This is a genomic window from Acidimicrobiales bacterium (assembly GCA_035546775.1).
Taxonomy (GTDB): Bacteria; Actinomycetota; Acidimicrobiia; order Acidimicrobiales; family JACCXE01; genus JACCXE01.
On sequence record DASZWD010000011.1, the window covers coordinates 38,214 to 57,345 of the forward strand.

At 69.3% G+C, this 19,132-nt stretch carries 22 protein-coding genes; 13 read left to right on the forward strand and 9 right to left on the reverse strand.

Translation table 11 applies throughout. The features are described 5' to 3' along the window. Nucleotides 1-35 precede the first annotated feature (35 nt). The 5 genes from VHC63_02045 to VHC63_02065 all read right to left on the reverse strand — a co-directional run bounded on the left by VHC63_02045 (nucleotide 36) and on the right by VHC63_02065 (nucleotide 2,104). Complete coding sequence (locus VHC63_02045; GenBank protein HVV35355.1) at nucleotides 36-731, reverse strand: hypothetical protein; 696 nt, start codon at nucleotides 729-731, stop codon at nucleotides 36-38. Continuing rightward, complete coding sequence (locus VHC63_02050; GenBank protein HVV35356.1) at nucleotides 728-1,075, reverse strand: hypothetical protein; 348 nt, start codon at nucleotides 1,073-1,075, stop codon at nucleotides 728-730. Before VHC63_02050 ends, VHC63_02045 begins: the two co-directional genes overlap by 4 nt. Further along, nucleotides 1,072-1,314: a hypothetical protein gene (locus tag VHC63_02055; protein ID HVV35357.1), complete on the reverse strand. Its 243-nt coding sequence runs from the start codon at nucleotides 1,312-1,314 to the stop codon at nucleotides 1,072-1,074. The genes VHC63_02050 and VHC63_02055 overlap by 4 nt, the downstream gene beginning before the upstream one ends. Next, on the reverse strand, nucleotides 1,311-1,574 hold the full coding sequence (locus tag VHC63_02060) for a hypothetical protein (protein ID HVV35358.1): 264 nt from the start codon (nucleotides 1,572-1,574) through the stop codon (nucleotides 1,311-1,313). The genes VHC63_02055 and VHC63_02060 overlap by 4 nt, the downstream gene beginning before the upstream one ends. A 71-nt stretch (nucleotides 1,575-1,645) precedes the next feature. Then, the gene (locus VHC63_02065; protein HVV35359.1) at nucleotides 1,646-2,104 is read right to left on the reverse strand and encodes a 2'-5' RNA ligase family protein; all 459 of its coding nucleotides are present in this window, start codon (nucleotides 2,102-2,104) and stop codon (nucleotides 1,646-1,648) included. Between the two features lie 22 nt (nucleotides 2,105-2,126). On the opposite strand from VHC63_02065, the gene VHC63_02070 reads away from it, so the two are divergent. From VHC63_02070 to VHC63_02090, 5 genes are all read left to right on the forward strand, one after another. Then, nucleotides 2,127-2,510 carry a hypothetical protein gene (locus VHC63_02070; GenBank protein HVV35360.1) on the forward strand — a complete coding sequence of 128 codons (384 nt, stop codon included), beginning with the start codon at nucleotides 2,127-2,129 and terminating at the stop codon, nucleotides 2,508-2,510. Between the two features lie 61 nt (nucleotides 2,511-2,571). Beyond that, nucleotides 2,572-4,404, forward strand: coding sequence for a molecular chaperone DnaK (gene dnaK, locus VHC63_02075; GenBank protein ID HVV35361.1), 1,833 nt, complete (start codon nucleotides 2,572-2,574; stop codon nucleotides 4,402-4,404). Further along, nucleotides 4,397-4,924 (forward strand): nucleotide exchange factor GrpE, encoded by a 528-nt coding sequence (locus tag VHC63_02080; protein ID HVV35362.1) that lies wholly within the window; start codon nucleotides 4,397-4,399, stop codon nucleotides 4,922-4,924. The genes dnaK and VHC63_02080 overlap by 8 nt, the downstream gene beginning before the upstream one ends. Before the next feature lie 8 nt (nucleotides 4,925-4,932). Next, the gene (gene dnaJ / locus VHC63_02085; protein HVV35363.1) at nucleotides 4,933-6,078 is read left to right on the forward strand and encodes a molecular chaperone DnaJ; all 1,146 of its coding nucleotides are present in this window, start codon (nucleotides 4,933-4,935) and stop codon (nucleotides 6,076-6,078) included. Nucleotides 6,079-6,099: 21 nt separating this feature from the next. Beyond that, nucleotides 6,100-6,453 (forward strand): MerR family transcriptional regulator, encoded by a 354-nt coding sequence (locus VHC63_02090; GenBank protein ID HVV35364.1) that lies wholly within the window; start codon nucleotides 6,100-6,102, stop codon nucleotides 6,451-6,453. Nucleotides 6,454-6,523: 70 nt separating this feature from the next. On the opposite strand, the gene VHC63_02095 is transcribed toward VHC63_02090, so the two are convergent. Further along, on the reverse strand, nucleotides 6,524-7,297 hold the full coding sequence (locus VHC63_02095; GenBank protein HVV35365.1) for a hypothetical protein: 774 nt from the start codon (nucleotides 7,295-7,297) through the stop codon (nucleotides 6,524-6,526). 310 nt (nucleotides 7,298-7,607) lie between these two features. Between VHC63_02095 and VHC63_02100 the strand changes: the two genes are divergently transcribed. Beyond that, nucleotides 7,608-8,747: a serine/threonine-protein kinase gene (locus tag VHC63_02100; GenBank protein HVV35366.1), complete on the forward strand. Its 1,140-nt coding sequence runs from the start codon at nucleotides 7,608-7,610 to the stop codon at nucleotides 8,745-8,747. Here VHC63_02100 and VHC63_02105 read toward each other — a convergent pair. After that, a complete protein-coding gene (locus VHC63_02105; GenBank protein ID HVV35367.1) occupies nucleotides 8,744-9,595 on the reverse strand; it encodes a hypothetical protein in 852 nt (283 codons plus the stop codon). The two genes, VHC63_02100 and VHC63_02105, sit on opposite strands and share 4 nt — an antisense overlap. A 131-nt stretch (nucleotides 9,596-9,726) precedes the next feature. Continuing rightward, a complete protein-coding gene (locus tag VHC63_02110) occupies nucleotides 9,727-10,029 on the reverse strand; it encodes a J domain-containing protein (protein HVV35368.1) in 303 nt (100 codons plus the stop codon). 127 nt (nucleotides 10,030-10,156) lie between these two features. On the opposite strand from VHC63_02110, the gene VHC63_02115 reads away from it, so the two are divergent. Genes VHC63_02115 through VHC63_02145 form a run of 7 tightly spaced genes read left to right on the forward strand, consistent with a single transcriptional unit; the run spans nucleotide 10,157 to nucleotide 18,373 of the window. Then, on the forward strand, nucleotides 10,157-10,819 hold the full coding sequence (locus VHC63_02115; protein HVV35369.1) for a response regulator transcription factor: 663 nt from the start codon (nucleotides 10,157-10,159) through the stop codon (nucleotides 10,817-10,819). Nucleotides 10,820-10,870: 51 nt separating this feature from the next. Further along, entirely contained in the window at nucleotides 10,871-11,359 is a 489-nt protein-coding gene (gene flgN, locus VHC63_02120; protein ID HVV35370.1) for a flagellar export chaperone FlgN, read from the forward strand. Between the two features lie 3 nt (nucleotides 11,360-11,362). Further along, on the forward strand, nucleotides 11,363-12,712 hold the full coding sequence (gene flgK / locus VHC63_02125) for a flagellar hook-associated protein FlgK (GenBank protein ID HVV35371.1): 1,350 nt from the start codon (nucleotides 11,363-11,365) through the stop codon (nucleotides 12,710-12,712). A gap of 2 nt (nucleotides 12,713-12,714) precedes the next feature. Further along, nucleotides 12,715-13,608: a flagellar hook-associated protein FlgL gene (gene flgL, locus VHC63_02130; protein HVV35372.1), complete on the forward strand. Its 894-nt coding sequence runs from the start codon at nucleotides 12,715-12,717 to the stop codon at nucleotides 13,606-13,608. A 22-nt stretch (nucleotides 13,609-13,630) separates the two neighbouring features. Beyond that, nucleotides 13,631-14,053: a flagellar assembly protein FliW gene (locus VHC63_02135; protein ID HVV35373.1), complete on the forward strand. Its 423-nt coding sequence runs from the start codon at nucleotides 13,631-13,633 to the stop codon at nucleotides 14,051-14,053. Nucleotides 14,054-14,062: 9 nt separating this feature from the next. Continuing rightward, complete coding sequence (gene csrA, locus VHC63_02140; GenBank protein ID HVV35374.1) at nucleotides 14,063-14,296, forward strand: carbon storage regulator CsrA; 234 nt, start codon at nucleotides 14,063-14,065, stop codon at nucleotides 14,294-14,296. A 39-nt stretch (nucleotides 14,297-14,335) separates the two neighbouring features. Continuing rightward, complete coding sequence (locus VHC63_02145) at nucleotides 14,336-18,373, forward strand: glycosyltransferase (GenBank protein HVV35375.1); 4,038 nt, start codon at nucleotides 14,336-14,338, stop codon at nucleotides 18,371-18,373. Here VHC63_02145 and VHC63_02150 read toward each other — a convergent pair. Continuing rightward, nucleotides 18,370-18,939 (reverse strand): hypothetical protein, encoded by a 570-nt coding sequence (locus VHC63_02150; GenBank protein ID HVV35376.1) that lies wholly within the window; start codon nucleotides 18,937-18,939, stop codon nucleotides 18,370-18,372. The genes VHC63_02145 and VHC63_02150 overlap by 4 nt on opposite strands. Between the last annotated feature and the right edge of the window lie 193 nt (nucleotides 18,940-19,132).

A 19,132-nucleotide genomic window follows, 5' to 3' on the forward strand; every position in this document is an offset into this window, starting at 1 on the left:
GAGAAGTTACGCCAGGGGTGTAACAGGCGGTCTCGTCAACCGAAGATCAGGCCGAGTTCCTCGATGAGTTCGGCGGTGCCGACCCGTTCGAGCAGGACGCGCACGTTGCGCAGCGACGGATGGCGGAAGGCGCCCCGCGGCAGCGGGTCGACGTGCTGGGTGCCCGGCACCAGCCAGCGTCCCGTGGACGCGTCGCCGGCGAAGGCCAACTCGCAGCCGGTGAAGCGGCGGCCATCGGTGCCGAGTCCGGCGACCTCGGTGATGCCGGCGCGGGCGGCGGCGACGAAGGCGTCGGCCGACGCCGGGCGCGCCCCGTCGGCGACGAGTGTGGCGCGGGCGCGCCGGACATCGCCGGTGCGCAGCAACTCGTGCATCCGGCGGTAGCCGGCGACGGCGACGTCGACGTATTCGGCGCCCGGTTCGTCGGCGTCGTCGAGCAGCCCGCAGCGGTCGAGCAGCAGGCTCGGCGCGTCCTCGACGGGCGCGGCCCGCAGGTGGTGGGTGTCGCCTTCGATCACGTGCTCGGCTAGCCACCCGCCGCGGGTGGCGATGACGTGCTGGGCACGCCAGCGGGTGACGACGGCGATCGCTTCGGGACTGGCGAGGACGCTCAGCGCGGTGAGGTGGTCGTCGCTGAGCGCGTCCACGTTCGGTTCGCCGACGGGATAGGGCGCCCGCAATCCGAGCGTGTGGCACAGCTCGTCGATGGTCGATGTCTGCAGCAAGGTCATGCCTTGTCCTCCCCGGGGTTGTGCAGTCGCTGAAGTAGTGCGTGGTCGTTGCCGTGGAGATCGCCGAGGGCATCGGCGGCCGCACCGCGTTGGCCGAAGGTGGCGACGGCGAGCGCGTCGGCGTCGAGTTCGTTGGCGACGTGGTGGAGCTGATGGACCGTGGTGTGCAGCGCGGCTTCGACGCGCGCCGCGTCGGCACCGGCGCCGCCGGCGTGCAGCAATGTCGTGAGGTGCCGCACGCGGGCGGCAACCTCGGTGGCAATGCCCGCCGCGTCATAGGACGCGTTGCGGCACAGCGCGCTAAGCGCCGCCAGTTCCGCCGGGTCGATGCTGATGCGGCTCATCGCGGTGTTCCCGCGGTGGCGCGCATGAGGGCGGCGGCGTCGCGCAGCGCGGCGGCGCTGGCGCGCAGTTCGTTGCGGCGCTCGACGATGAGGGCGCGGAAACGGTCGGCCGCCGGGCCGGCCCACGTGGCGGTGACGGCGCGGGTGGCCAGCAAATCGCCTGACGCTTCGAGGCGCGCCGCCCGGTCGTCGCACAGGGCGGCGACGGCGTGCAGTTCTTGCACGAGCGACGGGTTCATGCGCCGGCGGCCTCGATGGCGGCGCGGCGGCGGCCGACTTCGACCGCCGCGTCGTGGAGCGCGGCTTCGAGGCGGCGCAGCGACGGCTCGTGATCTTCGCGCCAGGCGGCGCGGAAGCGCTCTGCCGCGTTGCCCTGCCAGTCGGTCGCTTCGATCTCGGCGGCGAGGGCGGCGCGGATCTGTTCGAGCGCCGCGCCGTGGCGGGCGACGGCGGCTTCGAGGCGGGTCAAGGACGCGAGTTCGGCTCCGACGATTCCCACGGGGCGCACGCTAAGGAATCGCCCGGCGGCGGTCCATGGCGCGATCGCGCCGCCTGGGTTTGCACCGGTAACTACCCCAGCGGCGCAGTGGCAATTGTTTCGTAGCGGGCGGGGGCGGAGCCGCCGAGGTGGCTGCGGATCAACGCCACCTCTGTGACGTCCCACGACGCGCGGAACGCCCCGCCCGCCAGCGCGCGCGGCGCCCGGCGCGCCAGCGTGAGGTGGCCGCGGAACGACTCGGTGCCGAACGCCGCGCCGAGGTCGTCGAGTCCCGCCGCCGGGACCACCAGCACGTCGCGCCCGAGCATCCTTGTCGCCGGCCCGAGCACGACGCGCCGCGCCGCCGCGCCCGCCGCCACCGAAGCGAGTTGTGCCGCCCACGGCGCCGCGTCCTCGACCTCGCCGAGGAACCGCAGCGTCACGTGCCACTGCTCGGGCGGCGTCCAGCGTGCCGCTCCCTCGGGACGCGCCAGCAGCGCCAACGCGGCGCGCACCTCGTCCGACGGCCACACCCCGACAAAGAGTCGCATCGCCGCGCGAACCTACGCAGCGATGGCGGACCGCATCATCGTCGTGTTGCCCGACGACGCGTCCGACGACGACCGCCGCGCCGCCCGCGCCCTCGGCGCCACCGAGATCGTGTCGCTCACCGAATTCCGTGCTCTCCAGCCCGCCGCCCCGGAAGCACCTATTCCGACCTTTACGCCCGCAGAAACCGGGGTACTCACCGAGCTTGCGTATCGCCCGGACACCCGCAGCCGGCTGGCGGCGCGCCTCGGCGTCACCACGTCGACGCTCGACAATCACCTCGCCGCGATCAAGCGCAAGGTGCTCGACCACCTCGCTACCAGCGGAAACGTCCCGTTAGACGGCTACCTGTCGATGGAAGCACTCGTCGGCTGGACGATGCGTCATTTCCCGCATCAAGAAACTTGACAACAAAGGTGTCAAGTTTGCTATAGTCAACCTCCAAAGGAATTCGTAGGAGGATCCACATATGCCCAAGGCCGTCGGAATCGACCTCGGTACCACCAATAGCGTCGTCAGCGTCCTTGAGGCTGGCGAGCCCACTGTCATCCCCAACGCCGAGGGCGCCCGCACGACCCCGAGCGTTGTCGGCTTTTCCAAGTCCGGCGAGGTGCTCGTCGGCGAGGTGGCCAAGCGTCAGGCCATCACCAACCCGGATCGCACGATCCGTTCGGTCAAGCGCCACATGGGCACGAGCTGGACGATCGACATCGACGGCAAGAAGTACACGCCGCAGGAGATCTCGGCCCGCATCCTCCAGAAGCTCAAGCGCGACGCCGAGGCCTACCTGGGCGACACCGTCACCCAGGCCGTCATCACCGTCCCGGCGTACTTCGACGACGCCCAGCGCACCGCCACCAAGGAAGCCGGCCAGATCGCCGGCCTCGAGGTGCTGCGCATCATCAACGAACCCACCGCCGCCGCCCTCGCCTACGGGCTCGACAAGGAAGGCGGCGAGGACCACACCGTCCTCGTGTTCGACCTCGGCGGCGGCACCTTCGACGTGTCGGTGCTCGAGATCGGCGAAGGCGTCTTCGAAGTGAAGTCGACCCACGGCGACACCAACCTCGGCGGCGACGACTGGGACCAGCGCGTCATGGACTGGCTCGTCACCGAGTTCAAGAACACCGAAGGCGTCGACCTGTCCGTCGACAAGATGGCGGTCCAGCGCCTCAAGGAAGCCGCCGAGAAGGCCAAGATCGAGCTCAGCTCGGTGCAGGAAACCACCATCAACCTGCCCTTCATCACGGCGACCAGCGAAGGCCCCAAGCACCTCGACCTCAAGCTCACCCGCTCCAAGTTCCAGGAGCTGACGGCCGACCTCGTCGAGCGCTGCCGCGGCCCGTTCGAGCAGGCGATCAAAGACGCCGGCCTCACCCTCGGCGAGATCGACCACGTCGTGCTCGTCGGCGGTTCGACGCGCATGCCCGCGGTGCAGGAACTCGTCCAGAAGCTGACGGGCAGCGAGCCGCACAAGGGCGTCAACCCCGACGAAGTCGTCGCTGTCGGCGCCGCCATCCAGGCCGGCGTGCTGAAGGGCGACGTCAAGGACGTGCTGCTGCTCGACGTCACGCCGCTGTCGCTCGGCATCGAGACCAAGGGCGGCATCATGACCAAGCTGATCGAGCGCAACACCACGATCCCGACGCGGCGCACCGAGACGTTCACCACCGCTGAAGACATGCAGCCGTCGGTGGAGATCCACGTACTGCAGGGCGAGCGCGAGATGGCGAGCTACAACAAGACGCTCGGCAAGTTCCAACTCGTCGACCTGCCGCCCGCGCCCCGCGGCGTCCCGCAGATCGAGGTCACCTTCGACATCGACGCCAACGGCATCGTGCACGTGTCCGCCAAGGACCGCGCCACGGGCAAGGAGCAGTCGATGACCATCACCGGTCAGTCGTCGCTCAACAAGGACGACATCCAGCAGATGGTCAAGGACGCCGAAGCCCACGCCGAGGAAGACCGCCGGCGCAAGGAAGAGGCCGAGGTGCGCAACAACGCCGACACCCTCGTGTACCAGACCGACAAGATGCTCGCCGAGAACGGCGACAAGGTCGAAGGCGCCGAGAAGGACGCCATCCAGGCCAACCTGGCGTCGCTGAAGGAAGCCCTCGGCGGCACCGACATCGAGGCCATCAAGTCGGCCACGGAGAAGCTCGTCACCTCGAGCCAGACGTTTGCGCAGAAGCTGTACGACCAGGCCTCCGCGCAGCAGGGTGGCGCAGAACCCTTCGACGTCGGCCAGCAGGATGCGGCGAACGACGACGAGGTCATCGACGCCGAAATCGTCGATGAGTGACGCCGAGGATTGGGTTCCCGAAGCGGAGCCCGAAGCCGCCCCTGAAGAAGTAGTCGAGGAGGCGGCGCCGTCGGGTGACGACGTCGCCGCCGACCTCGAGGCTTTCGTCGACCTGGCGAAGGAACGCGACGATCTGCGCGACCAACTGCTGCGGACCCGCGCCGACTTCGAGAACTACCGCAAGCGCGTCACGCGCGAGATGGCCGAGGCGCGCGACGCCGGTGCGGCGTCGCTCGCCGCCAAGTTGGTCGACGTGCTCGATACGGTCGACCTGGCGCTGGCGCACGATCCGTCCGACTCGGTGGCGCAGATCGCGGGGGCGCTCTTCGACGCCCTGGCCAAGGAAGGGCTCACGCGCATCGACGCGCTGGGCACACCGTTCGATCCCGAGGTGCACGACGCCGTCCTCCACGAGGAGGGCGACGGCCCCGCCGAGGTGATCGAGGTGCTGCGCAGCGGATGGAAGTGGACCAACGGGCGCGTGCTGCGCGCCGCGATGGTCAAAGTGAAAGGTTCGTAGACCCCTAGTTGGCGCCGCGTAACGACTGGTTAGAGAAGGACTTCTACAAAGTCCTCGGTGTTTCCGACACCGCCACCGAGAAGGAGATCACGCGCGCCTATCGCAAGCTCGCCAAGCAGTACCACCCGGATGCGAATCCGGGTGACACCGCCGCCGAGACGCGCTTCAAGGAGATCTCCGAGGCCTACGACGTCATCGGCGACGCCGAGCACCGCAAGGAGTACGACGAGTTCCGTCGTCTCGGCCCCGTCGGGGGCATGTTCGGCGGCGGCGGGGCCGGCGCGCCGGGCGGCTTCAACACCAACTTCCGCGTCGACGACATCAGCGACCTGCTCGGCGGCCTGTTCGGCCGCGGGCGCCAACGGGGCGGTGGCCCGGCGGGGGCAACCACGACCGGCCCCCAGCGCGGCAGCGACCTGGCCGCGGAACTGCACCTGTCGTTCGTCGACGCGGTGCAGGGCATCACCACGCAGGTGCACGTCAACAGCGACGCCCCGTGCCACGTGTGTAGCGGCTCGGGCGCGGCACCGGGTACGTCGCCTGTCATCTGTCCCTCCTGCGGTGGGCGTGGGGTGATCAGCGACGACCAGGGCCTGTTCAGCTTCAGTTCGACGTGTCGCACCTGTGGCGGCACGGGCATGAAGATCGAGACGCCGTGCGGCAACTGCCGCGGCAGCGGCATCGAGCAGCGCGCCCGCCAGGTCAAGGTGCGCATTCCTGCCGGCGTCACCAACGGCCAGCGCATCCGGCTGAAGGGGCGCGGCGGCGCCGGTCGCAACGGCGGGCCCGCCGGCGACCTGTACGTCACGGTGCGCGTCGGCTCCCACCCGTTGTTCGGGCGGACCGATCGCAACCTCACGGTGACGGTGCCCGTCACGTTTGCCGAGGCGGCACTGGGTACGACGGTGAAGGTGCCGACCCTGACCGACCCGGTCACCGTGCGCATCCCGTCGAGTACGCAGTCCGGCGCGGTGCTGCGCGTGCGCGGACGCGGCGTGCCGGGCGAGCACAATCGGGCCGCCGGTGATCTGCTCGTCACCGTGCAGGTGGCGGTGCCGAAGGACCTGAGCGAGGAGAAGCAGGCGGCCCTCGAAGCGTTGGCGGCTGCCGACCCCGACGAAGGCGCACGCCTTCGGTCGCACCTAGGCGTATAGAAGGAGCTGACTCCCGTGGCCATGTTCAACAACAACGACGAGCACAAGCGACGGGCGGTCTACGTCATCTCGGTCGCCGCCGAACTGGCTGGCGTGCATCCCCAAACCCTGCGGATCTACGAGCGCCGCGGCCTCGTCGGCCCGGCCCGCACCGGCGGCGGCTCCCGGCGCTACTCCGACGAGGACATCGCCCTGTTGCGCCGCATCCAGCAACTGACGGCTGAGGGCCACAACCTCGAAGGCGTCCGCCGCATCCTCGAACTCGAGGAGGAGAACGAACGCCTGCGCAACGAACTCGCCCGTCTCCAGCAGCAATACCGCCGCGACCTCGTCCCCTTCAAAGACTCCCCCACCCAGTTCCGCCCCCCGCAGTAACCGCGTTTCTGTGCCGTCTTTTGGCGGCCATTTCGCGTCGACGTCGCGAGATGGCGGCCATAAATCGGCATCAGCTTCGGGGGAGGGGTCGTCGCCGCGCCTGAGCAAGGAACTCGGTCATGCGGCGGGCCGCCCAGTCGGGGTTGCGGTAGCTCTCGCGCCAGGTCATCCGATTCGGCAACCAACCCGTTGCCGCTACGACGGCTGACTCGCGGGTGGCGTCGTACACCGGTTGGTTGCGGTGACCGAGTCCGTCGAGTTCGAGGAAGCCACCAGGCTCGGGCCAGGCGACGTCAACTCGCGCCACGAACTCGTCGTAGCGGTTGCGCACGACGAACTGACGAGTCGGCTCGGGCACGCCCTCGGCGCGTCGCGCGATCTGGATCGCAATCGTTTCGAGCCGGCTTTCTGTGGGCGGTGCGTTCGGTGGGCGCAGGTCGAGCACGCGCCGCATCCGGCCGACGCCAGGCGTGTGCCGAGCACTGAGGTCGCCGAGGAGCGCCAACTCGTCGTCGATCGTGAAGAGCTTCTTGTGCAGCGCCGATTCGTTGGCTTGCTCCCATCGGTCGTCACCGAGAAGCGTCGCCAGGTCGATCATCGTCTGCAGGGGACTCGTGCACAGGGCGCCGCGAGCGACGCGGGGTTCACCGCCCAGGTCCGGCATCCGGCGGCGAGACACCGGTGGCGGGTCAAGGTCGTGGACGGCGTCGAGGTCGTAGAGGCGGGCGGCGACGAGCCCCCAAGCCGGAATGTCTTGCCGAACCATGCGCGCCAGTGCCTCGTCGAAAGGCGTCGGCGGCGCGGAGCCCTCGGCGTAGACGCCATGCACCACCTGCGTGAACAATTCGCGGGCGCCTCCACACCGCAGCGAGGACCGCGTGTGGCCCATCGCAAGCAGTTCGTCGTACCGAAAGAAGCGCCTCACCGGCGGTGGATCCCAGTTCACCTTCGTCCCTCGTGACTCTCATGCCAGCAAATGGCCGCCATTTCCTGACGTCGTCACGAAATGGCCGCCAAGAAATGGCGCAGAAGTTGGAGGGGAAGCGGGGCTGAGACGTCGGAGGGTACGTGCGGGGTGTTACATCGTTCGGCGCCGGGTATTTCCTCGCGTGTCAGTCGCCTCGGATGTCTGGGTTCTCGCCGATAGGTACGAAGTGGGCCGCGTCATCGGACGCGGCGGAATGGGCGAGGTGCGCCACGCCCGCGACCGGCGGCTCGGGCGCGACGTCGCCATCAAGTTCTTGCGCCGCGACCTGGCGGCGCAGGAGGCGGCGCGGCAGCGCTTCGAAGACGAAGCACGCAACGCGGCCCGCCTGACGCATCCGAACGTCGTGCTCGTGCTCGACACTGGCGAGCACGACGGCGTCCCCTATCTCGTGATGGAGTGCCTGCCGGGGCGCACGCTGCGTGACGAACTGAAGGAGGGCCCGGTTCCCGTCGCCCGGCTGACGTGGATCGCGCGTGACGTACTCGCCGGTCTCGCGGCGGCCCACGAAATGGGCATCGTGCACCGCGACGTCACGCCCGCCAACATCCTCTTGACCGAAACCGGTCGGGCGAAGCTCGCGGACTTCGGCATCGCCAAGACGCTGGACGCGCCCTCGGTCACCGTCGTCGGCCAGGTGCTCGGCACGCCCGCCTACGTGGCGCCCGAGCGGCTGCTGGGCGAGCCGGCGACTCCCGCCGCCGACGTCTACGGCGTGGGCGCCACGCTCTACCACGCCCTCGCCGGCAGCCCGCCGTTCACGGGCGACTCGCCGATCGCGATCGCGCACCAAGCGGTCTCGTCGCGGCCCGAGCGACTCGAACACCTGCGGCCCGACGCACCCCTCGACCTCGTCGCCGCCGTCGACCAGGCGATGGACCCGGACCCGACTCGGCGCCCGACGGCCGAGGCGCTCGCCGCCAGCCTCGCCGGCGAGGAGACGCTCGGCGCGGAGACTTCCGCCCTGCCGGTCGTGGACGACGACGCCCTCGGACCCGAAACGGTCGCCCAACCCGTCGTGGAACCCGAGCCGGTGCGGCGCGGCTGGCGAGAGCGGCGCGTGATGCTGGCGACGGTCGCGGCCGCCGCGCTCATCGGTCTGCTCTTACTGGCGCTCACCGATCACACCGGCGGCCCCGAAACCCCGGCCCGGGCCGACACGACGGCCTCCAGCGTCACCACCGCGGTCACGGCGCCGCCGACGACCACGCCACCGGTCACGGCCCGCGTCGTCGTCCGCTCACCAATCCAGCGCGCCCCCAAGCCCGGCCCCGCCCACCACGGCCCCGGCAAGAAGCCCAAGCACTAGGCGGCTCCTCGGCCGCGCCGCCGTGCCGACGCCATGAACGCCCGGAGCCGGCGCCCCGTCGGAATGGGGTTGTGGCGCACCTCGCGCCAGGTGAATCGCCCACACAGCCATCCCGTCGCGATCACCACGTTCGTCTGACGGACGGCGTCATACACGGGTTGATCCTTGTGGCCCTGCCCGTCGAGTTCGTTGAACGCCCCGATGGCGCACCAGGCAAGGTCGACCCGGGCGACGAAGCGACCGTCTTCGTTGTTGACGACCACGTGTCGGTCGGGCTCAGGGACGTCCTCGACTTGTCGGGCGAGTTGCACCATCAATGTTTCGAGCAGGCTCTCGGTTGGCGGCGCGCCCTTGGGTCGCAGCGCCAGCACGCGCTTGATGCGGGCGGTGCCGGGCGCCCGGACCGCGGCGAGAAGCGGGAGCGCGTCGGTGAGCTGCTCTATATCGAGCAGTTTCTTGTGGAGCGCGCACTCCAGCGCCTGTTCGAACACGAGGTCGTCGACGAGCGGGGCGATGTCGACCAGCGTCTGAAGTGCGTCCGTGCACCAAACGCCGTCGACTCGGATCGGCTCCGGACACACAGGCGTGCACCGCAGTCGGGGCGTGTCGTTGTCGCGCAGTTCGATGCCGTCAAGCCCGAGCATCCTGCCGGCGACGAGGCTCGTGGCCATGCCGTCCGCCGCGAGCATTCGGCCAAGCTGTCGCTCGAACGCTGTCGGCTCCGCGCCGCCTTCGAGGTACCAGCCATGGGCGACCCGGTGGATCCGTCCGACCTTGAGCGCCCACTCAAGCTCCTTCTTGGTGTGTCCTTCGGCGATGAATTCCCGGCGGCTGAAGATCCTCCGCACGACCCCTCCAGATTCGGGTGGCGCCACATGCCCCTGGAAACGCCGTTCTCACCGGCCGGAGGGGGCATATGGGCGCCCGCAAACTTGGCGGGGGGAGTGGTGGCTCCGACGGTACGCCGAGGGTGTTACGCCTAGGCGGCGCGCATGGCCCGGGCCAGTTCCTCCTCGAAGGTGACGGCGCGGGGCGGGCGGCGGCGGGAGTCGTAGGCGTCGAAGCGGACGACGACGTCGTCGAATCGGAGGAACGGGTTCGGCCGGCGGACGGGCAGCGCTCGCAGGACGGAGTACGCCTCGTAGATCTGTTCGAACTCGCGACGGTCGCCACCGTGGTCGGGGTGGCAGCGCTGTGCGGCGGCGCGAAACGCGGACGTGACGTCGTCACGGGATGCATTGACATCGAGGCCCAAGAGGGCATAGGCGTTTGCGCCGTCCATGGCGGTATTTCCTTCCGTGCGAATCCGTTCGCAGGAGGCCCATCGGCGTAAGTCGCGCGGAAATTGAGCAGCGGATACGCGACTTCTTGGCGTATCGGTCGATTAAGAGGCCGTGACATTCCGGCTCGTGTCAGAAGAAGACCGGTCGGCGTCGATTCGGGTTGTCATCGCCGAAGACCACGGCCTCGTGCTCGAAGCGATCAAGGGACGACTCGCGCTCGACCCGGCTATCGAAGTCATCGCCACCGTCGGCACCGGTGAGGACCTTGTGAGCGCCTACGACGAGTTGGGCCCTGACGTCGTGCTCACCGACATCGGTATGCCGGGTATGTCGGGTATCGAGGCGACCGCGAAGATTCGCGAGCTGAACCCGACCGCCCGCGTGCTGTGCCTGTCGGGCTACGACGACCGCGAGACGATCGCCCAGGCCGTGGCCGCGGGAGCGTCCGGCTTCGTGGTGAAGACGATTCACCCGCAGGAACTGTGCGACGTGGTGCGAAAGGTGCATCGCGGCGAACTGGTCTTCGACCAGGCGGCGACCGAGGCCCTGATGGCCGAGGTGCGCTCGCCCTCGGTGGCCAAGCAGGACACGACGAGCCCGCTCTCCGCGCGCGAGCTCGAGATCCTCAACCTCGTGGCCCAGGACCTCACCAACGCCGAGATCGCCGAGGCGCTGTTCATCTCGCCGCTCACGGTGAAGACCCACGTCGAGCGCATCCTCGCCAAACTCGGCGTGCGCGGGCGCGTCGGCGCCGTGCGCCAGGGGATCGCCATGGGAGTTCTTTCCTAACTTTCCTCATTTCGACCTCCTGCGGTCCGACTAGTTACGCAGGAGGTTGCAATGGACGAACTCGCGACCGTTCTGCGACGCGAACGCTGGCTCTTGTCAGTACTGCTATTCCGTCTGACAGAAATGCGTCATCTGCTGGCCGCGAACGACTCACGGTTCTTGGGTTGGGCATCGGCCGAGGTCGAAGACGCCGTGGCCCGCGTCCGCGAGGCCGAGCTGATTCGCAACGCCCTCGTCAGCCGCCTCGCTCGTGAGATGGAAATGCCCGAGGACGACCTCACGCTGTCGTCACTGGCGCGCGTCGCCCCGGAGCCCTACCGCCAGATCTTCTCCGAGCACCGCACCGCGTTCCTCGAACTCGTCAACGAAGTGCAGTCCGTCAGCCAGACGAACCGCCGGCTCGCCACCAAGGGCATCCAGGGCCTCAACGAAGTCCTGTCGATGCTGAACGAAGAGCCTGACGTGCACATGTACGGCCCGAACGAAAACGCCAGCTGGACGCGCACCGCCGCGCCGAGCTCGCTGGACCAGAGCCTGTAACCGATGTCGCTCGAGACGTCACTGTGGACTTCCGTCAGCGGGCTGTTCGCCGCGCAACGGCAGCTGGAAGTGGCGTCGCACAACATCGCCAACGTCAACACGCCGGGCTACTCCCGCCAGCGCGTCGAGCTCGAGCCGTCGCGCCCGCAGCCGGGCGTGACGGGGAGCGGCGGCGGCGTCGTCGGCACCGGGGTCACGATCAAGGACATCATCCGGCTGCGCAACGGGCTCACCGACTCGGCGTACTGGACCGAGTCCGGTAACTCGGGCGCCACCCAGGTCCGCTCCGACGTGTTGCAGCGGGCCGAAGGCATCCTGGGACCCGTCGGCAGCGGCGTGCCCGAAGGACTCTCGAAGTTCTGGACCGCGTGGGACAACCTGTCGCTCAACGGCAACGACACCGCGGCGCGCCAAGGCGTCCTCGACGCCGGAAACGAACTCGCCAGCCAGATCCGTGGCGCGTCGGCCCAGCTCCAGCGCCTGACGTCGGACACGACACACAACGTGAGCGAGACGGTCGACAACGTCAACCGGCTGGCGGCGCAGGCGGCCAACCTGAACCAGGCCATCAAGGAATCGATGGTCTCGGGCCACACGCCCAATGACTTGATGGACCAGCGCGACCAAGTCATCGACCAGCTCACCAACCTCACCGGCGGCATCGTGCAAGCGGGCGACTTCGGTACCCAGAACGTGTACGTCAGCAACCGCCCGCTCGTTTTCGGCAGCGACACCGAAACGATGCAGGCCTCGACGAGCGGCGCCGTCACCTGGACGATCGACGGCAAGTCGGTCACCGGCGGCGGCCGTCTGGGCGGACTCCAGGAACTGGTCAACACGACGCTGCCGAGCATCGGCAGCGACCTCGACAATTTCGCCGACGGCCTGCGCGACGTGATCAACACCGCGCACCTCGCCGGCGTCGATCAGGACGGCAACCCCGGCCAGGCGTTCTTCACCGGTACCGGCGCCCACGATCTGGCCGTCAACGCTTCGTTGACCACGCGCAACGTCGCGGCGGCGACGACCAACAACGCCAGCGACGCGTCGAACGCGCTGAACATCGCCGGGCTGCGCACCGCGGCGGCCGTCGGTTCGGGCACGCTGGGCCAGTCGATCCAGGCGCTCGCCGGTCGCCTCGGCGGCATGTCGGCCAGCGCCCAAGCCAGCGCCAGCGCCAGCCAGGACATGCTCGACAGCATTTCCACGCAACGGGCTCAAGACAGCTCCGTGTCTACCGACGAGGAACTAGCCAACATCGTGCAGTTCCAACATGCGTACGAAGCGTCGGCGAAGGTCCTCCAAGTGGTCGACTCGTGTCTCGACACGCTCGTCAATCTGGTTCGGAGTTAGGTATGGAACGCGTCACCCAAGCGACGATGCACCAGACGGTGCTCAATGGACTCCAGACGAGCCTGGGCCGCGTCTCCAGCGCCCAGGCGCAGCTGGCGTCGGGCAAGAAGATCAACAACTACAGCGACGCACCGGCCGATGCGTCCGCCGCCATGCGCATGAAGGCCGAAGAGGCGGACTGGACGTCCTACGGCAAGGCGGCCGACGACGGCCAGGCGTGGCTCAACACGCAGGACTCCGCGCTCCAGGACGCCACGACGGTGATGCAGCGCGTGCGCGAACTTGTCGTCGCCGGTGGCGTGTCGCTCAACGACCCGACGTCGCGCGAAGCGATGGCATCGGAGATCGACCAGCTCTCCCAGCAGCTGGCGTCGATCGCCAATACGACCTACCAGGGCCAGTCGGTATTCGGCGGCTTCGCCTCACAGGCCGTCGCCCAGGTCGGCGGCAACTGGACGTGGGCCGGCGACAACGGCGCCGTCAACCGGCGCGTGTCGCCGGACATGGTCGTGCAGGTCAACGGCAACGGCCAGCAGATCTTCGGCCTCGGCGCCGGCCAGACGAACGTGTTCACCGCCCTCCAGACGATTTCGGCCGACTTGCGCGCCGGCAACACGTCCGCCTTGTCGAACACCGACCTGGCGATGGTCGACACGACCGCGGGCTACATCAAGTCGGGTCTCACCGCCGTGGGCGCCCGCAGCAACGTCATCGACGTCGCCAAGACGAGCGGCCAGTCGCAGATTGCCGTGCTCAAGGACCAGCGCTCGAGCCTCGAGGACGCCGACGTGGCCGAGACGGCGCTCAACATGCAGCTCGCCCAAACCGGCTACCAGGCCGCGCTGGCGGCGGCGTCTCGCTTGTCACTGCCCACGCTGGTCGACTTCCTTCACTAGGCCGTTGACTACTGTGACCGCAGTGCGTGTCACGACCGAACGCTTCGGCGACCTCGATGTCGCGGCCGACCGTGTGCTGTCCTTCCCGGACGGCTTGCCCGGCTTTGCCGATGCTCACGGTTTCGTCCTCGTCGACGTCCAGGACAACGAAGCATTCTTTTGGCTTCAGTCGACCGAAGACCCGGGCCTCGCGTTCTTGTGCGCGATCCCGTGGTTGTTCTTCCCTGAATACGCACCCGAAGTGCCTGACGACGATCAGACGGCGCTCGAGTTGGAAACCGCCGAAGACGCGATGGTGTTGACGATCCTCACCGTCCATCGCGAAGAGAGCTACGTAACGGCGAACCTGCTCGGCCCCGTGGTCGTCAACCAACGGACGCGTGTGGGGCGACAGGTCGTGCTGTTCGGCGACGATTACCCCGTGCAGGCGCCCCTCGTGGCATAGGGGCTGCCGATGCTCGTCCTCACGCGACGCACCAACGAGTCGCTGATCATCGGCCACGACATCGTCGTCACCGTTCTCGAGATCCGGGGCGACACCGTGCGCCTCGGCGTGCGGGCCCCTCGCGAGGTGTCGGTCCACCGCGAAGAGATCTACGCGAAGCTGCGCAACGAGAACCAGGCGGCGTCGAACGTCAACGCCACCGACACGTCGTTCCTGCCGAAGCCGCCCAAGCCCAAACCGTAAGTACTCAAATCGGGATTCCGGTCAACCGATCGGAACCTGATGAACGACAGGCTCGTCCTGGCCTTGCCGGAGGACGCGCGCCCCGGTGTCGTGTGGTGCGCGCCGTTGTTGAACTTCAGTGGCTACGCCGACGAGGCGCGCGCCTTCGTCCTCGGTCTGCGCGAGCGCGGCGTCGAGCTGCGGGCCGAAGCGATCGGTGATCCGTCCTCGGCGTTCGTGAAGGGCCTGTCGCCGGCGATGAAGGACGCGCTCGACGCGGCGACGCGGGCCTCCAAGCCGCGCCACTCGGTCAACGTGCTGCACGTGCCGGGCGAGGCGGCCAAGCGCTTCCCGGGTGCGAGCTACCACGTGGCCCGCACGATGTTCGAGACCGACGGCCTGCCCCGCGACTGGGTGCCGCGCCTCAACGAGATGGACGAGCTGTGGGTGCCGTCGGTGTTCAACGTCGAGACGTTCCGCGCCGCGGGCGTCACCGTGCCGATGTTCGTGGTGCCCGGTGGCGTCCATCCGGCTGCGCTGGCCCCCGCCGAGCCCCTTCCCATCGAGGGCCTCAACTCGACCGTCTTCCTGTCGGTGTTCGAGTGGAGCTTCCGCAAAGGCTGGGACGTGCTGCTGCGGGCGTGGGCCAAGGCGTTCTCACCCCACGACGACGTCACGCTGCTGCTGCGCACCTACCCCATGAAGCGCGCTGGCGGCCGAGTGACCACCGACGACGACATCGAGCGTCAGATCAACACCTTCCTCGGCCAGATCGGCACGTCGCGCAAGAAGGTGGCGCCCATCGTGGTGCTGCACGACCACGTGGCCGACGCCGACATGCCGCGGCTGTACGCCGCCGCCACCGCCTACGTCAGCCCGACGCGAGGCGAAGGGTGGGGACGCCCGATGCTCGAGGCGATGGCGGCGGGCCTGCCGACGATCGCCACGCGCTGGAGCGGCAACCTCGCCTTCATGAACGACGACAACAGCCTGCTGGTCGACGTGGAGCGCCTCGAAAAGGTCGACTACCGGGAGGAGCTGGCGTTCTACCGCGGCCAGCGCTGGGCCAAGCCCTCGGCGTCGCACCTCGCGGTATTGCTGGAAACGGTTGCCGCCGCGCCCGAAGCCGCGGCGGCGCGCGGCCGGCGGGCGCAGGAGGACGTGGCGGCGCACTGGACGTGGTCGGCCGCCGTCGACGTCGCCGCCGAGCGGCTCGAGGAGATCAATGCCGGCATGCGCCGCGCGACCCCCCGTCCCGGCGGAGTGCCGGTGCGCTGGGTGGGCGAGCAGTACTCGTGGCACAGCCTGGCGCAGGTCAACCGCGAGCTGTGCGCCCGCCTCGCCGCCACCCCGGCCGTCGACCTCGAAGTCGCGACGCGCGAGCACGCGCTGCACCGCCCCGTGCGCGGCGACGCCGTGGCCGCCGTCGAAGCCCGCACCGGCGACGTGTTGGATCGCCCCGCCCGCGTCGAGGTGCGCCACCAGTGGCCGCCGAACTGGACCGCGCCGCGCCAGGGTGCCTGGGTCGCCATCCAGCCCTGGGAGTTCGGCGGCTTGCCCGACGAGTGGCTGCCGGCGCTTACGCATCAGGTCGACGAGGTGTGGTGCTACACGGACTTCGTGCGCGACTGCTACGTCGCGTCCGGCGTGCCCGCCGAACGCATCCGCGTGATTCCCCTCGGCGTCGACGCGGCGCGCTTCACGCCCGACGGCCCGCGCTTCGCGCTCCAGACCCACAAGACCACGCGCCTGCTCTTCGTCGGCGGCACCATCGAGCGCAAGGGCATCGACGTGCTGCTCGACGCCTACACCGCGTCTTTCACCCGCGACGACGACGTCTGCCTCGTGATCAAGAGCACCGGCTCGGACACCGTCTACAAGCACAATTCCGCCGACGCCCGCGTGCGCGCTCTCGCCGCCGATCCGTCCCAGCCCGCGATCGAGTTGGTCACCGACGACCTGAGCGCCGACGACATTGCCGCGCTGTACCGGTCTTGCGATGCCCTCGTGCACCCCTACCGCGGTGAAGGTTTCGGCCTGCCGATCGCCGAAGCGATGGCGTGCGGGTTGCCGGTGATCGTCACCGACTACGGCGCGGCGCGCGACTTCTGCGACGCGCAGACCGCGTACCTGATCCCGGCGAGCGTCGTGCCCGTCCCCGAAGGCGGCCTCGTCCCCAACACCACCGGTTACTGGTGGGCCGAGCCCGACCGCGACGCGCTCGGTGAGCTCATGCGCCACGTGGTGGCGTCGCCCGACGAGGCGCGGGCCCGCGGCGAACTCGGCCGCCAGCGCATCGTGCGCGACTTCACGTGGGAACGCGCCGCTTCGCTGGTCGAGGAACGCCTCACCGCGCTGGCCGCGGTGGTGCCCGTCCGCTTCAGCGAGCACGTGCCCGCGGAACCGGCGCCGGCCAAGACCAACCAGCTGAGGTTCGAACGGATCGAGGGCGGCCTGGTGTCGGCCTGCATGATCGTGCGCGACGAAGCCGAGAACCTGCCCGGCTGCCTCGCGGCGCTCGAGGGGATGGTCGACGAGATCGTGGTGTGCGACACCGGCTCGACCGACGACACGCGCGAGATCGCCCGCGCCGCGGGCGCCGTCGTGATCGAGACGGAATGGACCGACGACTTCGCCGCGGCGCGCAACACCGCGCTCGCCGCCTGCACGGGCACGTGGATCCTCTGGATCGACGCCGACGATCGTCTGCGCGGTGACCCCGCCGCGTTCCGCAAGGTGCTGGCCGGCAACCCACCGGTCGACACCATCGCCCTCACCATCGACCAACTCGACGCCACCGGCACCGCCGTCGGCTTCTCGGATCAGAACGTGCGCCTGTTCCGCCGCACCAAGGGTCAGTGGGCCGGCCGGCTCCACGAGACCGTCGTCGCCCGCCCGGGCAAGACAGCGCTGCGCCCCGGCTTCACCACCGACGTGTGGTTCCTGCACTCCGGCTATGCGACCGAAGCCGTCGCCGGCAAAGCCAAGGCCGAACGGAACATCCGCATCGGCGAACTCGAACTCGCCGAAGGGCCCGCACCGTCGCGGCGCGCCTTCGTGCTGGTCAACCTCGGCCGCTCGCTGGCGGGCGCCGGCCGCCTCGACGAGGCCGTCGCCCGGTTCGAAGAAGCCCTCGCCCTCACCAAGCTCGCCGCCGAGCGGCGCCGGGCGCTGCGCCACGGCGCCGAAGCGCTGCTCGACGCCGGCCGGCCCGCCGACGCCCTCGACTGGATCGAGCGGTTGCGCGCCGTGAGCACCAACACCGACATGGCCGACTGGCTCGAAGCCATCGCGCGCACCGACCTCGGGGACCTCGACGCCGCGCTGGCCAAGCTGACCGACTTGCACCGCGTGCGCGACGACGACGGCCTCGTGCTGCCCGACCACGTGGTGCGCATGCGCCGCGCCCGCACGTTGCGCGACGCCGGCCGGCACGCCGAGGCCGCCGACGACCTGCTGGCGATCATCGACGACAACGTGGCGCCGCCGTGGGCGATGCTCGCCGAGGCCAACGCGGCGGCCGGCCGCGACGCCACGCTGGTTGCCGCCGCCATCCCCCAGGGTCAGCTCACCTTCGCCCTCGGCCAGCTGCTCGGCGTGGCGCCCGAGGTGGCCGACGGCATCGCCGAGGCGATGTTCGCCCGCTTCCCGGGCGACGCGGCTGCGCTGGCGTTCGCCTCCGAGATCGCGCCCCGGCTGCCGATCGAGCGGGCGCTTGAGTGGTCGGCGCGCCTGCGCCACAACGGGCTGCCTCAGGGCTGTCCGCTTGTCGCCATCGCCTCGGACGCCAGCCGTTCGACGGCGGATCGAGTGCAGGCGGCCTGCCTGATCAATGGCGCCTTCGGCGACCACGACGCGGCGCGCGCTGCCGCCCGCGCCGTCGCGCCCGCCATTGCCGACACCGACATGGTGACGGCGCTCGTGCTGATGGGCGAGATGGCTCCCGAGCTACTGCCCGATTTCGTCGTCGCCGCGGCCGCCGACCGCCGGCGGGCCTACGTGGTCGCCGTCGCGCTCAACGAGCTCGGGGCGCCAGACGAGGCCGCGGCGTTGCTGGCGATGGTCGGCGAGGAAGCCGCGGTGGCTTCGAAGATCTAGATCGCGCGGGCGCCGAGGTAGCGCTCGTTGCCGTCGAAGATCTCCCCCACACGCAGCCGCGCCACGCCGAGCCAATCGCACACGTTGTTCATCACGACCTGCGGCCGCTGAACGAGTGACTCGTAGCTCACGGCTCGCCAGCTGCGTCCGTGCACCAACGAGGCGATGAGGCAAGACGCTTCTTGCAGATTGGCCATAGCGGTGTCCTCGTCGGGAACGTGGCCCGCTCGCACTTGGGACGGGGCGGCCGCCCACCAGTCGCGCATCATGACGACGATGGCGTCCGGGTCATAGTCGGACACGGGCGCGACCGGCCAGTGACGAAGCTCTGAGCCTTCATAGGGGAACGAGCGGTGGAGGACCTCGCATCCGGCTTGTGCCAGCAGCTTCGACATGAGGCGTGTGCCGCACGACTCACCGCCGACCACCGCGAGGCGGCGGACAGCGAATCCGCCGTCGGCGGGCTCGAGCACACCACCAAGGGCGACGGCGTGCGGGGCGACTGCGGGATCGGCGATCGCGGCGCCCGCAGGCGGGGACGAAGGCAGAATCTCGTGACCGGCCACCCGATCCGATCGGTGGGCGGCGCAGCCGAGTTGAGCGAAAGAATTTCTCATCGATTCCTCAAATCGCCGGATAGGCGATCCGACGGGATGAGTGCCTGACAGGGAAGTCGGGTCCACTCAAATCAAGGAGGAGACAGTGAGTCTTCGCATCAACTCGAACGCTGCGGCGTTCAATGCGTATCGCAACCTCAGC

Excerpts from the sequence above, each read along its gene's own strand:
- VHC63_02045 (HVV35355.1), bottom strand. The coding sequence starts at position 731 with ATGACCTTGCTGCAGACATCGACCATCGACGAGCTGTGCCACACGCTC.
- VHC63_02050 (HVV35356.1), bottom strand. The coding sequence starts at position 1,075 with ATGAGCCGCATCAGCATCGACCCGGCGGAACTGGCGGCGCTTAGCGCG.
- VHC63_02055 (HVV35357.1), bottom strand. The coding sequence starts at position 1,314 with ATGAACCCGTCGCTCGTGCAAGAACTGCACGCCGTCGCCGCCCTGTGC.
- VHC63_02065 (HVV35359.1), bottom strand. The coding sequence starts at position 2,104 with ATGCGACTCTTTGTCGGGGTGTGGCCGTCGGACGAGGTGCGCGCCGCG.
- VHC63_02070 (HVV35360.1), top strand. The coding sequence starts at position 2,127 with ATGGCGGACCGCATCATCGTCGTGTTGCCCGACGACGCGTCCGACGAC.
- dnaK (HVV35361.1), top strand. The coding sequence starts at position 2,572 with ATGCCCAAGGCCGTCGGAATCGACCTCGGTACCACCAATAGCGTCGTC.
- VHC63_02080 (HVV35362.1), top strand. The coding sequence starts at position 4,397 with ATGAGTGACGCCGAGGATTGGGTTCCCGAAGCGGAGCCCGAAGCCGCC.
- VHC63_02090 (HVV35364.1), top strand. The coding sequence starts at position 6,100 with ATGTTCAACAACAACGACGAGCACAAGCGACGGGCGGTCTACGTCATC.
- VHC63_02110 (HVV35368.1), bottom strand. The coding sequence starts at position 10,029 with ATGGACGGCGCAAACGCCTATGCCCTCTTGGGCCTCGATGTCAATGCA.
- flgN (HVV35370.1), top strand. The coding sequence starts at position 10,871 with ATGGACGAACTCGCGACCGTTCTGCGACGCGAACGCTGGCTCTTGTCA.
- flgK (HVV35371.1), top strand. The coding sequence starts at position 11,363 with ATGTCGCTCGAGACGTCACTGTGGACTTCCGTCAGCGGGCTGTTCGCC.
- flgL (HVV35372.1), top strand. The coding sequence starts at position 12,715 with ATGGAACGCGTCACCCAAGCGACGATGCACCAGACGGTGCTCAATGGA.
- csrA (HVV35374.1), top strand. The coding sequence starts at position 14,063 with ATGCTCGTCCTCACGCGACGCACCAACGAGTCGCTGATCATCGGCCAC.
- VHC63_02145 (HVV35375.1), top strand. The coding sequence starts at position 14,336 with ATGAACGACAGGCTCGTCCTGGCCTTGCCGGAGGACGCGCGCCCCGGT.